16 protein-coding genes are annotated in these 13,941 nt (G+C 71.0%); 3 read left to right on the forward strand and 13 right to left on the reverse strand.

Translation table 11 applies throughout. The features are described 5' to 3' along the window. Nucleotides 1-38: 38 nt before the first annotated feature. The 10 genes from ACFHNC_RS00540 to ACFHNC_RS00585 all read right to left on the reverse strand — a co-directional run bounded on the left by ACFHNC_RS00540 (nt 39) and on the right by ACFHNC_RS00585 (nt 8,385). On the reverse strand, nt 39-524 hold the full coding sequence (locus ACFHNC_RS00540; protein WP_437167245.1) for an N-acetyltransferase family protein: 486 nt from the start codon (nt 522-524) through the stop codon (nt 39-41). 113 nt (nt 525-637) lie between these two features. Continuing rightward, complete coding sequence (locus ACFHNC_RS00545) at nt 638-1,273, reverse strand: phosphoribosylanthranilate isomerase (protein WP_437167246.1); 636 nt, start codon at nt 1,271-1,273, stop codon at nt 638-640. Next, entirely contained in the window at nt 1,273-1,968 is a 696-nt protein-coding gene (gene pyrF, locus ACFHNC_RS00550) for an orotidine-5'-phosphate decarboxylase (RefSeq protein WP_437167247.1), read from the reverse strand. The genes ACFHNC_RS00545 and pyrF overlap by 1 nt, the downstream gene beginning before the upstream one ends. A 2-nt stretch (nt 1,969-1,970) precedes the next feature. Beyond that, on the reverse strand, nt 1,971-2,303 hold the full coding sequence (locus ACFHNC_RS00555) for a lipopolysaccharide assembly protein LapA domain-containing protein (RefSeq protein ID WP_437167248.1): 333 nt from the start codon (nt 2,301-2,303) through the stop codon (nt 1,971-1,973). Nucleotides 2,304-2,473: 170 nt separating this feature from the next. Next, on the reverse strand, nt 2,474-2,809 hold the full coding sequence (gene ihfB / locus ACFHNC_RS00560) for an integration host factor subunit beta (RefSeq protein WP_437167249.1): 336 nt from the start codon (nt 2,807-2,809) through the stop codon (nt 2,474-2,476). Nucleotides 2,810-2,882: 73 nt separating this feature from the next. Then, nucleotides 2,883-3,809, reverse strand: a complete 927-nt coding sequence (sppA, locus tag ACFHNC_RS00565; RefSeq protein WP_437167250.1) for a signal peptide peptidase SppA — start codon at nt 3,807-3,809, stop codon at nt 2,883-2,885. Nucleotides 3,810-3,816: 7 nt separating this feature from the next. Continuing rightward, nucleotides 3,817-4,398, reverse strand: coding sequence for a YdcF family protein (locus tag ACFHNC_RS00570; RefSeq protein ID WP_437167251.1), 582 nt, complete (start codon nt 4,396-4,398; stop codon nt 3,817-3,819). A gap of 7 nt (nt 4,399-4,405) precedes the next feature. Beyond that, on the reverse strand, nt 4,406-6,115 hold the full coding sequence (rpsA, locus tag ACFHNC_RS00575; RefSeq protein ID WP_437167252.1) for a 30S ribosomal protein S1: 1,710 nt from the start codon (nt 6,113-6,115) through the stop codon (nt 4,406-4,408). Nucleotides 6,116-6,454: 339 nt separating this feature from the next. Next, nucleotides 6,455-7,093: a (d)CMP kinase gene (cmk, locus tag ACFHNC_RS00580; protein WP_437167253.1), complete on the reverse strand. Its 639-nt coding sequence runs from the start codon at nt 7,091-7,093 to the stop codon at nt 6,455-6,457. Beyond that, nucleotides 7,090-8,385 (reverse strand): 3-phosphoshikimate 1-carboxyvinyltransferase, encoded by a 1,296-nt coding sequence (locus ACFHNC_RS00585; protein ID WP_437167254.1) that lies wholly within the window; start codon nt 8,383-8,385, stop codon nt 7,090-7,092. Before ACFHNC_RS00585 ends, cmk begins: the two co-directional genes overlap by 4 nt. 15 nt (nt 8,386-8,400) lie before the next feature. On the opposite strand from ACFHNC_RS00585, the gene ACFHNC_RS00590 reads away from it, so the two are divergent. Then, a complete protein-coding gene (locus tag ACFHNC_RS00590; RefSeq protein ID WP_437167255.1) occupies nt 8,401-8,823 on the forward strand; it encodes a TIGR02300 family protein in 423 nt (140 codons plus the stop codon). A gap of 72 nt (nt 8,824-8,895) precedes the next feature. Here ACFHNC_RS00590 and ACFHNC_RS00595 read toward each other — a convergent pair whose 3' ends face one another. The 3 genes from ACFHNC_RS00595 to ACFHNC_RS00605 all read right to left on the reverse strand — a co-directional run bounded on the left by ACFHNC_RS00595 (nt 8,896) and on the right by ACFHNC_RS00605 (nt 12,058). Then, nucleotides 8,896-10,191, reverse strand: coding sequence for a GAF domain-containing sensor histidine kinase (locus ACFHNC_RS00595; RefSeq protein ID WP_437167256.1), 1,296 nt, complete (start codon nt 10,189-10,191; stop codon nt 8,896-8,898). Nucleotides 10,192-10,283: 92 nt separating this feature from the next. Then, complete coding sequence (locus ACFHNC_RS00600) at nt 10,284-10,796, reverse strand: YdcF family protein (protein ID WP_437167257.1); 513 nt, start codon at nt 10,794-10,796, stop codon at nt 10,284-10,286. A gap of 11 nt (nt 10,797-10,807) precedes the next feature. Next, on the reverse strand, nt 10,808-12,058 hold the full coding sequence (locus tag ACFHNC_RS00605) for a class I SAM-dependent methyltransferase (RefSeq protein WP_437167258.1): 1,251 nt from the start codon (nt 12,056-12,058) through the stop codon (nt 10,808-10,810). 107 nt (nt 12,059-12,165) lie between these two features. Between ACFHNC_RS00605 and ACFHNC_RS00610 the strand changes: the two genes are divergently transcribed. Together ACFHNC_RS00610 and rlmN are read left to right on the forward strand one after the other, a co-directional pair. Continuing rightward, nucleotides 12,166-12,675 (forward strand): invasion associated locus B family protein, encoded by a 510-nt coding sequence (locus ACFHNC_RS00610; protein ID WP_437167259.1) that lies wholly within the window; start codon nt 12,166-12,168, stop codon nt 12,673-12,675. 4 nt (nt 12,676-12,679) lie between these two features. After that, on the forward strand, nt 12,680-13,879 hold the full coding sequence (rlmN, locus tag ACFHNC_RS00615; protein WP_437167260.1) for a 23S rRNA (adenine(2503)-C(2))-methyltransferase RlmN: 1,200 nt from the start codon (nt 12,680-12,682) through the stop codon (nt 13,877-13,879). The last annotated feature ends 62 nt before the right edge of the window (nt 13,880-13,941 follow it).

The following is a 13,941-nucleotide window of genomic DNA, read 5'->3' on the forward strand; positions in this document are numbered from 1 at the left end:
CCGGCGGGGAAGGGCCGACAGGGTCTAGCGCAGTCGCCTCAACTGGTCACGCGGCGCAGGTCTGACCAGACCCAGGCTGTCTCGGCCACCGCGATCTCGCCATGCCAGCCAACCTGGCTGGTGCCCGGCACGGCGCCGGTGGCGGCGTAGAAGCCACGCGCGCGTGCATTCGCATCCAGCGCCCAGGCCGCGCCGGAGCCATGCCCCGCCGCCAGCAGCACCCGCGCGCCCGCCGCCAGCAGCGCCCGCCCCAGCCCGCGCCCCTGCGCCGCGCGCAGCAGATACAGGCCGGAAACCTCGCCGGAGGCGCCCAGCGCCGCATCCCGCGCCGGGCAGACCGAGACGAAACCAAGAATCGCGCCCGCTTCCTCCGCCACCAGCGTGCCGTCTTGCAGCCGAGGTGCCGCCAGGTTGCGCGCCCAGGCGGCGCGGCGGCGGGTGGGGTCCGTCATCTCGGCCAGCAGGGCATCGGGCACCAGGCCGGGATAGGTCTCGGTCCAGGATTGCGCGTGCATGTCGCCCATGGCGGGTGCATCGGCCAGGGTGGCGGCTCTGATTTTGCCGCCTCCGGCGGCGGGTCTGATTTTGCCGCCTCCGGCGGCGGGTCTGATTTTGCCGCCTCCGGCGGTGGGCCGGATCACGCCGCCTTCGCGGCAGCCACAAAAGCCGCGATGCGCGCCGGGTCCTTCACCCCGCGCGAGGCCTCGACGCCGGAGGAGACATCAACCCCCGGCGCGCCGCTGGCCGCGACGGCCTGCGCCACATTGCCGGGCGTCAGCCCACCCGCCAGCAGCCAGGGTCGCGGGATGATCCGGCCGGCGGTCAGCGTCCAGTCGAAGGGCGCCGCATTGCCGCCGGGCAGCGCCGCGCCGGGCGGCGCCTTGGCATCCAGCAGGAAATAATCCACCGCAGGCGCATAGGCCGCCACCGCATCCAGATCCGCGGCATTGGCGATGCCCAGCGCCTTCATCACCGGCCGCCCGAATTTTCCGCGGATTTCGGCACAGCGCGCCGAGGTTTCCTCGCCGTGAAGCTGGATCATGTCGAGGTGCAGCGCCGCCAGCACGCTCTCCAGCAGCGCATCCGTTGGGTCCACGAACAGCCCGACCCGCTGCGGCCCGCCCGGCACCGCGGCCGAAACCGCGGCCGCCTGCGCCGGTGTCAGCGCGCGGGGAGAGGGCGGGAAGAACACCAGCCCGCACATCTCCGCCCCAGCGGCACGCGCCGCTTCCAGCCCCGCCGCATCGCTGATGCCGCAGATCTTGACCTGCATCAGCCCAGCGCCTGCGCGATGGCCTGCGCCGCCGCGGCGGGATCAGCCGCCTGGGTGATCGGACGGCCGACCACGATCCAGTCCGCGCCATCCCGCGCCACCTGTTCCGGCGTGGCGGTGCGGGCCTGGTCATCCGCCGCGCTGCCGGCGGGGCGCACGCCAGGCACCACCAGAACCGGCAATTCGCCCAACGCATCGCGGATCGGCCGCACTTCCCGCGGCGAGCAGACCAGCCCATCGGCGCCCGCCGCCATGGCCAGCCGCGCCAGCCGCAGCACCTGCTGCACCGGGCCGCCCGCGACCCCGGTGGCGGACAGCGCCGCGGCATCCAGGCTGGTCAGCACCGTCACGGCCAGGATGCGCGGCCGCGCCGCCCCGCCCGCATCCTCCGCCGCCTTGCGCGCCGCTGCCACCATCGCCGCCCCGCCGGCCGCATGCACCGTGATCCAGGCCGGGCCAAGCGGCGCCAGGGACCGAATGGCACCGGCCACCGTGTTGGGAATGTCGTGCAGCTTCACATCGAGGAAGACCGGCCGATGCGCCGCAATCCGCCGCACCGCCGCGCCACCCTCCGACGAGAACAATTCCAGCCCCACCTTCAGCAGCCCGGCATGCGGCGCCACGGCGCCGGCCCAGGCTTCGGCCATGGCGAGATCCGGCGCATCCAGCGCCACGCACAGCCCACAGCGACGCATGGTCAGCGGGAAGCCGGCAGCGTGATCTGCATCCGCGCCGGCGCGCCTTCATGCCGCGCCTGGAGTTCGCGCGCCTTCAACGCGGCAAGTTCCGCCTCCAGCAGCTTGGCCGCCTGCGTCACCTCCCGCGCGCGGCGGCGGGCGGGCAGGGCGGCGGCCCAGGCGATGATGGCGCCGAGCACGAAGCCGAAGCCGGACAGCACCAGCACCGCCACGCCGAGCGGCGCCGCCCAGGCCAGGTCCAGGGGCCACAGCCGCAGCTGCACCTCCTGCATGTTGGACAGCGCGAACAGCGCGAGGAGGATGAGCAGCGGCAGGAACAACAGCCAGCGCATGGGAAGCCTCTCCGATCGTCGCATCCTGTCCTACCCGCCGCGAGACGGTAACGGAAGCGCCTCGCGGCGCACGCCCGCTTGTATCACGCCCTCAAGCGCCGGGCGGCCCCTCCGGGCCCTTGGCTCGCCTGACCGCAGGCAGGCCGCATTCGCGGCCTCGGCCGTGACTATCAGGCTTTCGCCGCTGCCGCCGTGGCGCGCGGCCGGCGTGGCGGGTCCTGCAACGGGCCGCCATTGACGCGTTCCCGCAATTCCTTGCCCGGCTTGAAATAGGGCACCGCCTTGCCATCCACCGCCACGGCCGTGCCGGTGCGTGGGTTGCGGCCGGTGCGTGGGTCGCGGCGCTTGGTGGAGAAGGCGCCGAAGCCGCGCAGTTCCACCCGGTCCCCGCGCGCCAGGGCGCCGATGATTTCATCGAAGATGGTGGTGACGATCACCTCCACATCCGGCTGCCGCAGATGCGGGTTGGCCGCAGCGAGCTGCGCGATCAGTTCCGACCTGGTCATCTTGTCCTCGGCGCCCCCACCCCCTGGGCGCTGCGGTCCACATCCGAATCGCGCCTGCCCGGAAGTTCTGGTTCTAGAGCGAAGGCTGCCAAAGCGCGCGCACGCGGTCAACGCCAACCCATTCATCCGCAATGCTTTTCGTGAAGAACCCTACAGCGGCGCCAAAGGTCCGTTCCGCGAGGCCACGAATTTCGATGTCGCGCACCGGCAGCGTCTCCGGCACAGACCGGGTCTCGGCCAGCCAGGCGCGCGCCTCGGCCTCCCCGCCCAGAGCATCCACCAGGCCGAGCGCCAGCGCCTCCCGCCCGGTAAACACCCGGCCATCGGCGATTTCGCGCACCCGGGCGGGGTCCATCCGGCGACCCTCCGCCACCAGCGCCACGAATTGCGCGTGCAGGTCATGCACCACGCGGGCCAGTTCGGCGCGGCCTTCCTCGGTCAGCGGGCGGAACGGGCTGGGCTGGTCCTTGAAGCGGCCGGAAGCGATGGTTTCCGCATTCACGCCGATCCAGGCCAGCAGGCCGGTCACGTCGAAGCTTTGCAGGATCACGCCGATGGAGCCGGTGACGGTGGCGTTGCGGGCGAAAACCCGCTGCGCCGGCAGGGCCACCATGTAGCCGGCCGATGCCGCGGTGCCGCCCATCACGGCGACCACGGGCTTGGCTTCGGCCATTCGGGTCAGCGCTGCGTGCAGCCCCTCGCCGCCCGCGACGCTGCCGCCGGGGCTGTCGATGGCCACCAGCACGGCGCGCACGGCATCGCTGAGACGCAGCCGGTCCAGCTCCTCGATCAGCTTGTGGTCGTCGCTGATGAAGCCGGAGAGGTTGAGGCGCGCGACATGCCCGCCGGTCACCCCCGGCAGCAGCCCGCCGGCGCGCTGGTCGCCAAGGGTGAGGGCCAGCACCACGCCGGCCACGGCCAGCACGGCGGCAGCGCGCCACAGGGAAATCCGGCGCTTCAGCCGGCGGCGGTCGAGCAGGAGGTCGGCATCGAGGGACATGGTGCGATCACTTGGTGGGCGCGGTGGCGCTTGGCCAGGGCGCAATGAAGCCGGCGGCAAGATAGGCCGGCACCTTCGCCACCTCCCCCAGCACGCGCGCGCGGGCTTCGGGGTGCAGATGCCAGGCGCCGCGCCGGACGGGACCGTATTCCACCGGCAGGCACAGTTTCGCGGGAGCAGGCCAGTGGCGATGCAGTGTCATGGCATAGCGGCGCCCGGTGCAGAACAGCCCGACGCAGACAATCTTTTTCGAGTCCAGCAGCCCGGCCCCGGCCAGGATGGGCAGGGAGAGGGTGACGTTCTCGCCCGTGTGGGTCGCCCTGCGTTCCAGCAACAATGCTTCACGTGGAACACCGCGGGTGAGGAGGGCGGTGCCGATAGCCTCCGCCTCCGTTCCCGGCCCGCCCGGCGTGGCGCCGCCGGATACCAGGATGCGGGGCACCAACCCCTCCAGAAACAGCGAAGCGGCCGCCGCCGCCAACTCCGGCACCGCGATGCGGTTGCCGAAGATGAAGGCAAGGTCGGCCGCTTCACGCGGATGATGCAGGCAATGGTCGCGCTCGATCCCGGTGGGATCGAGCGCAGCCAAGGCTTGGTTACTCCTCGCCGGTCTGGGCCCGGCGGCGGATCGCCGCACCCAGGATGTCGCCGAGCGAGGCGCCGCTGTCGGTGGTGCCGTATTCACGGACCGCCTCGCGCTCCTCCTCCACTTCCTTGCCCTTGATGGTCAGGGCCAGGCGGCGGCCGGCGCGGTCGACGGCGGTGATCTTCGCATCGACCTTCTCGCCCACGGCGAAGCGGTCGGGGCGCTGGTCGCCACGGTCACGGGCCAGCTCGGCGCGGCGGATGAAGCCAATGAGGACCTCGTCGACCTTTACCTCGATGCCGTTCGGCTCGATCTTCGTCACGGTGCAGGTGACGACATCGCCCTTCTTGATCCGGTCCAGCACTTCGGCGGCCGGGTCGGCCTCGAGCTGCTTGACGCCGAGGGAGATGCGCTCCTTCTCCACGTCCACATCAAGCACCTTGGCCTTGACGTTGGTGCCCTTCTCGAAGTTGGCCATCGCCTGCTCGCCCGGGAGATCCCAGGAGAGGTCGGACATGTGGACCATGCCGTCGAGATCCGGGCCGAGGCCGACGAACAGGCCGAACTCGGTGATGTTGCGGATCTCGCCCTCGATGACGGTCCCCGGCGGGTTGGCTTCCGCGAACAGCTCCCACGGATTGCCCTGCGCCTGCTTGAGGCCCAGCGAAATCCGGCGCTTCGGACCGTCCACGTCCAGGATCAGCACGTCGACTTCCTGCGAAGTGGCGACGATCTTGCCCGGGTGGACGTTCTTCTTGGTCCAGGACATCTCGGAGACGTGCACCAGGCCCTCGACGCCCGGCTCCAGCTCCACGAAGGCGCCGTAGTCGGTGATGTTCGTCACGCGGCCGCTGAACTTGCCGTTCACCGGGTACTTGATGGCGACACCTTCCCAGGGGTCGGACATCAGCTGCTTCATGCCGAGGCTGATGCGCTGCGTCTCCGGGTTGAACCGGATGACCTGCACCTTCACGGCCTGGCCGATGGTCAGCGCCTCGGAGGGGTGGTTGATGCGGCGCCAGGCGATGTCGGTGACATGCAGCAGGCCGTCCACGCCGCCGAGGTCCACGAAGGCGCCGTAGTCGGTGATGTTCTTGACGACGCCGTCGAGCACCATGCCTTCCTTGAGGCCCTGGATCAGCTCGGAGCGCTGCTCGGCGCGCGTCTCTTCAAGAACGGCGCGGCGAGAAACGACAATATTGCCGCGGGCGCGGTCCATCTTGAGGATCTGGAAGGGCTGCGGGCTGCCCATCAGCGGCGTCACGTCGCGCACCGGGCGGATATCCACCTGGCTGCCCGGCAGGAAGGCCACGGCGCCGCCGAGGTCGACGGTAAAGCCGCCCTTGACGCGGCCGAAGATCACGCCGTTGACGCGCTGCTGCGCGGTGAACGACTTCTCGAGGTTGGTCCAGGCTTCCTCGCGGCGGGCCTTCTCACGCGACAGGATGATCGCGCCGTCGCGGTCCTCGTAGCGTTCGACGAACAGCTCGATGACGTCGCCGACCTTGATCTCCGGCTTCTGGCCCTGCGGGGCGAATTCCTTGAGGGGGACGCGGCCCTCGGACTTCAGGCCGACATCGACGACGGCGAAATCGTCATCGATGCGGATGACCTTCCCGGAGATGACCGAGCCGTGGAAGGAGGTGTTCTCACCCAGCGTGGCGTCGAGGAGGGCGGCGAAATCTTCGCCCGGATCAGCGAAGGCGGTGGCGCTTGCCATGTAACGGTTGTTTCCCGATCAGATGCCCCGATCGTGGGGCATGGGGTGTGCGCCCCCACGGCCCGGGTTTCATCCCTGCCGCGGACACGACGTGGCCGGAATGCAGAACCGGCCGTCCCTCGGGATCGGTTCCGGATGCACAGCCGACCCTCGGCTTGCGAACGACATGACGGAGCGTCCATTCCGGCCCCGGCTTGGCGGTGGCCTGCGGTGAAGGGCCGAAGCCCCGAATTCCGCCACCATTCCCCCGGGCAAGGGCACCACCGCCGTTGCGGGCGTGCGGATCACGGGGCAGCGGGTAGGCCCGTCCGCCCAGTGGAGTCAAGCGGATTCCAGGCCCTACCCTTGTGGAAGGCGTTCGCGGACCAGGGTCAGCGCGGCCTGGAAGGCCGCTTCGGCATCGAGTGCCGTGGTGTCCAGCCAGCAGGCATCGGCCGCCGGCTTCAGCGGCGCCACGCTGCGCGCGCTGTCCTGCGCGTCCCGCGCGCGCAGATCCGCCTCCACCTGCCCCAGCTCCGCCGCCTGGCCACGGTCGCGCATTTCCAGCCAGCGGCGGCGGGCGCGTTCCTCCGGGCTGGCGCTGACGAACAGTTTTACCGGTGCCTCGGGAAACACCACCGTGCCGATGTCCCGGCCATCCAGCACCGCGCCATGGCGGCGGCCGAAATCGCGCTGCCAGTCCAGCAGCGCCGCACGCACGGCGGGAATGGCGGCCACCACGCTGGCCGCCATATCAGCCGCCGAGCCACGCAGATCGCCGCGGGCGAGGTCGGCGGCGGTCAGGGCGTGGGCCTGTTCGGTCGCGGCGGCCGGATCGGCCGGGTCGGCACCCGCATCCAGCAGCCGGCGACCCACGGCCCGGTACAGCAGCCCGGTATCCAGATAGGGCAGCCCCAATTCGGCGGCGAGCCGCCGGGCCAGCGTGCCCTTGCCGGCCGCGGCCGGGCCATCCACGGCAATGACCAGAAGATCGTTCATGCCCGGTCTGCCGCAGTTTCGATCAATCCGGCGAAGCCGGGGAAGGCGGCCTCGATGCAGGCGCTGTCATCGACCCGCACCGGGCGGCGCGCAGCCAGGCCCAGCACCAGGGCGGACAGGGCAAGGCGATGGTCCATCTGTGTCTCCACCAGGCCGCCGCCTTGCGGCGGCACGCCGCTACCATGCACCAGCAGGTCGTTTCCCTCCACCTCATGCCGGATACCGGCAGCGGCGAGCATCGCGGCGATCGCCGAAGCCCCGCCCAGCCCGCGCAGGCGCGTGGTGCCGCGGGCGCAGGCGGCGGCCGTGGCCAGCAGCGGGGCGGCATCGGCGGCACGCCCCTCCGGCACGTCGATTCCGTGCAGCGCCGAGGCGCGAACCTGCAGATGGGCCAGTTGCGACCCGCCCTGCTGCCGCGGTGCCTGTTCGGTGATCTCCGCCCCCATCTCGCGCAGCGCCTGGAACAGGCCGGCATGCTGTGGGTTCAGGCCGACATCGCGAAGGGTGATGTCGGAGCCCGGCACCAGCAGCGCCGCCACCACCAGCACCGCGGCGGCGAAGGAATCACCGGGCACCGCGACCGCGGCCGCCACCAGCTCCGGCTGGCCATCCAGCTCAACCAGGCCGCCCGTCCCATCGGGCGAGACCCGCACCGTGGCGCCGAAATGCCGCAGCAGATGCTCGGCATGGTCGGACGACCCGGCTGGCTCCCGCACCCTTGTGGTGCCGCGGGCACAGAGGCCGGCCAGCAGGCAGGCGGCCTTCAATTCGGCGGAGGCCACGGGCAGCACGGCGTCCAGCGGCAGAGGTTCCGCCACACCCTCCACCACCAGCGGCAGGCGGCCGCCCGCGCGGCTGGCGAAGCGGGCGCCGGTGCCGGCCAGCGCATCGGTAACATAGCGCATCGGCTGCTGCCGCAGCGCCGCATCGCCGGTCACCACCGCCAGCATGGGATGCCCCGCCAGCAGGCCGAGAAGCAGCGGCGCCGCGCCGGTGGCCGGGCCCAGATCCAGCACATCCGAAGGCTCCACCAGCCCGCCAATGCCGCGCCCGGCGACCCGCCAGGACCCGTCGGCACCCTTTTCCACCGTGGCCCCAAGGGCCCGCATCGCAGCCGCGGTCCGCAGTACATCCGGTGCTTCGAGCAGGCCGGTGATGGTGGTGGTGCCCGCGGCCAAGGCGCCCAGCATCAGCGCCAGATGGCTGATGGACCTGTCTCCCGGCACCGTGAAGCGGCTCGTCAGACCCGCCACGGAATGCGGTTTCGGCGCGGTATCGGGGGGGGCCTGCATCGGGCGGCGTTTGACATGCAGGGCGGTAAGTGGCAATCGCGCGCACCCTTTACGCCCCGGCTGCTCGCGGATTTCTGCGCGTCGCCGCGGCCCGGCACGAGGCTCTTCTTCCCCATGGCGAAGCCCGAACTTGGACTGAAGCGCGTCTGCGTGTCCTGCGGCGCGAAGTTCTACGACCTGACGCGCCAGCCCGCGAGTTGCCCGAAATGCGGCACCGAACAGCCGGCGGAACAGCCGCGCCTGAAGCGCGCCGCGCCGCTGCCGGATGAGCGTGTGAAGAAGCGCGCCGCCGTGTCTGAGAGCGAGGTCGAGGACGGCGTCGAGGTTGAGGCCGATGACGGCGACGAGGCGATCGAGGACGCCGAGGAGCTGGAAGACGCGGATGAGGAGCTGGGCGACGATCTGGTCGTCGAGAGCGACCGCGAAGAAGAGGTTTAGCAAGCGCTTCCTGCGATCCGTCGGGTCAGACCGATCGCGGGCCTCGTTTCAGTCGCGCCCCGGGGTCCTGTTTCAGCCGCCCCGTGGGGCCTTTTCTCCGCCGCTCCGCGGGGCCTTTTCTCCGCCGCTCCGCGGGGCCTTTTCTCCGCCGCTCCGCGGCAGGCCGCCCTCGCCGCAGGGCATGATGAAGGTGAAGCGGGTTTCCGCCGGATCCGAGGTGACCTCCAGCACGCCGCCATGAGCGCGGGCGATCTCCGCCGAGATGAACAGCCCCAGCCCCAGCCCCTGCTGGTTCGGCTTCAGCCCGCCGCGGAAATAGGGCTGGAACAGCTTGGCCAGCGTGTCCGGTGGGATCGGCTCCCCCTCATTGCTGACGCTCAGGCGGAATTCACCGCCGAGGGCCAGCGCGCGCAGCCGGACCGGCGCCCCGGCCCTGCCATGCGTCGCGGCATTGGCCAGCAGGTTGCTGCAGAGCTGGGCGATGCGGCCCGGATCGCAGGGCACCGGCTCCTGCAGCGTGATCTCCGTCTCGATCACGCAATTCGCGCTGCCGGCCGCCACCTCCGCCACCACCTGGCGCAGGCTCGCTTCCAACCCGGCGCCTTCGTTCAGGGCCAGGGGGAACCCCTCCTGCAGCTGGCCGCGGGCGAGGTCCATCAGGTCGCGGATCAGGTTCGCCATGCGGCGCACGCTGCTTTGCCCCAGCCGCACCAGTTCGGCCGGCCGCGCCTCCAGCCCGCCGCGATCCAGCATCCTCAGGCAGGAATCAATCGAGGCTAGGGGATTGCGCAAATCATGCCCGAGCACCGCCACGAACTGCTCCCGCAGCTCCGCCAGCTCGCGTTCCTCACGCAGCTCGGCCTCGCGCGCCGCTAGGCGTTCCTGCACCTCGATCTGGAACCCGATCATCTCGGCGAACAGCCGGAACATGCCGATGGTGCCGTGGGTGCTCAGCTTCCGCGGCGCTGGGTCCAGGCCGCAGAGCGTGCCGAAGAACCGCCCATCCGGCAGCAGGATGGGCACGGAGATGTAGCTGCGGAAGCCGTATTGCGCGGGGACGGGATGGCCCTGGTAGACGGGGTCGGAGTCGGCATCGTCCATCACCACCACCTCGCGATGCTGGCGTACCGCCTGGCAGAGGGTGGCCCGCACATCCAGCTCGCCGCCGGGGGTGAGCCCGAATTGCAGATGGTCCTTCACCTCGCAGGCCACCCAGCGGGATTCCGTCACCCGCGCCACCACGGCGAAGCCTAGGCCGGTGGTGCTGCAGATGACGTCGAGGATATGCGGGACTGCGCGGATTCGGGCGATCAGCTCGACATCGACCAGCTCGGGGCGATGGTTGATCAGGCGTTTGGCTTCGGACATGCGCCGAGACTAGCCGGCCGCCCCGCTGCGGTACTGCCGAAAGCCAAAAATTCCACGGACGCAACGAAACATGATCCGTGCGATGTCCGGACCTACAGCCGCCCGCGCAGCCTCTCCCAGATCATCAGCGCCGCATCATAGGGTAGCGCCGGCACCTCGCGCATCCGCCACAACCAGCGCCGCTGCGCGCCGGTCTCGGACGGGCCGGCGGGTGGCGGCACCGCACGCGCCGGCACGCCGGCCAGACGAAACAGCAGCAGGCTGCGCGGCAGGTGGTAGCGATGCGTCGCCACCCGCACCTCCCCCTGGTGGCCCATGCGTCGCAGCAGCGCGACGCAGGCGAGGACGGAGGAGAAGGTATCGGTGCCGGTCGGTTCCTGGTGGATCCGCGCTTCCGGCACGCCAGCCTGCATCAGGATGGCGGCCATGGCGACGGATTCGGCCGGCGGATGGCTGCCGATGGCGCCGGTCGGGATATAGAGGGCCGGCGGCATCTGCCGCTCACCCCAGGCGCGGGCCGCCTGCACCCGGGCGCGCAAGGCGGGGCTGGCCGAGCCGTCCTGCCGCACCGCGGCGCCCAGGATGATGATGGCGGCGGGCATCATGGGCTGCCGGGTCAGGCGGGGGCGGCGATCAGCAGCCGGTTCATCCGTTCCATCGCCTGGACCAGCGCATCACGGTCGCGCAGCGCCTGGTCCCGGCTGGCGCCGGCGGCGACGACGCCATCCAGGATCGCGCCCCAATTGCTGCGGCCGTCGATACGCGCCAGCAGCGCGGCCGCCAGGCGCGGCAGCGGCACCGCCACGCGCAGCCCGTCGAAGGTCACCGGCAGCACCCCATCCGGGCGCAGGGCGCGGGCCAGGGTCGGGCCGTCCAGCTCCCGCAGCACGGGCACCGTTTCATCCTCCTGCCAGGGGCGGGCCTGCACCGGGTCCGACGTGCGGGTCAGATAGGCGATGTGGATGCCCATATTGCCGCAGATCGCCTCGGCCAGCGCGGCGCGGGCGACCGGGTCCAGCCCCCGGGCGCGGGCGCGCAGCCTGGGGTCGGCCAGGTAGCTGTCCGGGTCGTAGCGCAGCGGCTCCAGCAGGCATTCGATGCGCAGGCCGGCGCCGGCCACCAGCTCGGCCAGTTGCGGCACGGAAAAGGCGCGGTCGCGCGGGTTCAGCAGCAGGTCGTACAACCCGGCATCGCCGCCCTTGATGTGGTCGTCGATCCAGGGGTTTTTCCGCAGCCAGGCGGTCTCCGGCACCTGTTTCCACAGCCGCTTGGCGATCTCCACCCGGTCCGGCGGCGCATCCTCGGCGGGTGCCAGCAGGCGCAGCGCGTCCTGCAGCATGTAGACGCCGGTGCGGCCATGCGGGGCATAGACCATGATGCCGAGGCCACCGCCCGGCGCCAGCACGGATTCCAGCGCCGCCAGCCCCGCCGCCGGGTCCGGCAGGTGGTGCAGCACGCCGCAGCAATCGATGTAGTCGAAGGGCCCGAGGCCGGAGCGCGCCAGGTCGAGCAGCGACCCATCCTCGAACCGTACGTTGTCCAGCCCCCGCGCCGCCGCGCGCGCCTTTGCCACCCGCTTCGCCTGGGCGGACCGGTCGAGCCAGGTGACCTGACCCGGCCGGCCCAGGCTCTGCATCTGCTGCGCCAGCATGATGGTGCCGTCGCCGGACCCACCGCCGGCCATCAGCACGCGCAGCCCCTGCCCCGCGGGGCGGCGGCCGCCGAAGATCCAGTGGTCGATCTCCCGCAGGTGTGAGGGGCTGCCCACGACCAGGCGCTTCGCCTCATCCCGCGCATCGCGCGCGGGGTAGGGATAGGCCTCGTACTGGGCGGCGAGCTGGATGTCGGCGGCGTCGGGTGCGGTCATTGCCCTCTCAATAGAACATGCGCCGGCCAGGCGGAACGCAAGCCTGCGAAAGCGCGGGATGGCAAGCCGGGTTGCCGCAGGGGGTGGCACGCCGTATTTAACGAAACATGGTCCGTATCGCCCTTCCCCTCCTCGCCGCTCTGGTCCTCCCCGTCACCGCGGAGGCGCAGCGCGCGCAGCCGCAACGCATGGGCACGCATCAGGCCTGGACCGCCGCCACCCATCAGGAAGGCGGCCAGAAGGTCTGCTACGCCTTCACCCGCGCCCAGCGTGGCGAGGGTGCCGCGGCACAGGCACGCCAGAACGTGACCCTGACCGTGACGCATCGCCCAGCCGGGCGCGACCAGATCGCCGTCTCCCTCGGCGCGCCGCTACCGCGCCAGGCCGCGGTGGAGATGACGGTCGGCAGCAATGAGTTCAGCAGCTATGGCGCCGTGCAATCCAGCGCCTTCTTCCAGAGCAGCGGGAACCTGATCGGCGCCTTTCGCGGCGGGCGGGAAGCCGTGGTCCGCAGCCCGGGTCCGGGCCGCGCGACGGTGACCGACACCTTCTCCCTGTCCGGCTTCACCGCGGCCTATGAGGCGATCTCCCGCGAATGCCCGGCCGGGCGCGGCTGACGCCGTGAGCCAGACCGCCCCCGATCCTGCGGGGCCTGATCTCTCGGAGGCTGAACGCGCACGCATCCTGGCCAAGGCCGCGATCTTCGCCCCGCCGCCCGCCACGCTGCCTGATGGCCGCCGTGACCTGGTGGGTCTGACGCGGGACGAACTGGCCACGGAGATGGTGGCGATCGGCGAGCAGCCGTTCCGCGCCAAGCAGCTCTGGCACTGGATCTACCACCAGGGCGTCACCGATTTCTCGCAGATGCCCTCCATCGCCAAGCCGATGCAGGCGAAGCTGGCGGAGCGTTTCGTGGTGGGGCGGCCGGAGGCGACGGCGGTGCAGACCAGCACCGACGGCACCCGCAAATTCCTGTTCCGCTACCGCGACGGGCAGCAGGTAGAGACGGTGTACATCCCCTCGATCGATGAGGATCGCGGCGCCGTCTGCATCTCCACCCAGGTGGGCTGCACCCTGTCCTGCACCTTCTGCCATACCGGTACGCAGAAGCTGGTGCGCAACCTGGGCGCGGCGGAGATCGTCGGCCAGTTCATGGCGGCGCGGGACAGCTACGCCGAATGGCCGAGCCCGAAGGACGGCACCGCGCGGCATTTGTCCAACATCGTCGTCATGGGCATGGGCGAGCCGCTCTACAATTACGAGAACACCGCCAAGGCGATGCGGATCGTCATGGACAATGAGGGCATTGCCCTGTCGCGCCGCCGCATCACGCTGTCCACCTCCGGCGTCGTGCCGATGATGGACAAGTGCGGGGCGGAGCTGAATGTGAACCTCGCCGTCAGCCTGCACGCCGTGACCAACGAATTGCGCGACCAGATCGTGCCGCTGAACCGGAAATACCCGATCGAGGAGCTGATGGCCGCCTGCCGGCGCTATCCCGGCGCCTCCAACGCCAGGCGCATCACCTTCGAATACGTCATGCTCCGCGGCGTGAATGACAGCCCGGCGGAGGCGCGCGAATTGGTCCGGCTGCTGAAGGGTCTGCCGGCCAAGGTGAACCTGATCCCGTTCAACCCCTGGCCGGGCAGCGCCTACAAGACCAGCACCGGGGAGGCCGTGCGCGCCTTCGCCGAGATTCTGGAGGCCGGCGGCTATTCCAGCCCGGTGCGCCGCCCGCGCGGGCGGGACATCTCGGCCGCCTGCGGGCAGTTGAAGACCGATAGCGAACGGGTGCGCCGGGTGAAGGCGGACGCGGCGTGAGCACCCTGCCGCGGGACGCGGCGTGAGCACCCCGCCGCGGCCTACCGCGGCGACAGTCATAA

It is taken from the genome of Falsiroseomonas sp. E2-1-a4, assembly GCF_051433165.1.
Lineage (GTDB): Bacteria > Pseudomonadota > Alphaproteobacteria > Acetobacterales > Acetobacteraceae > Falsiroseomonas.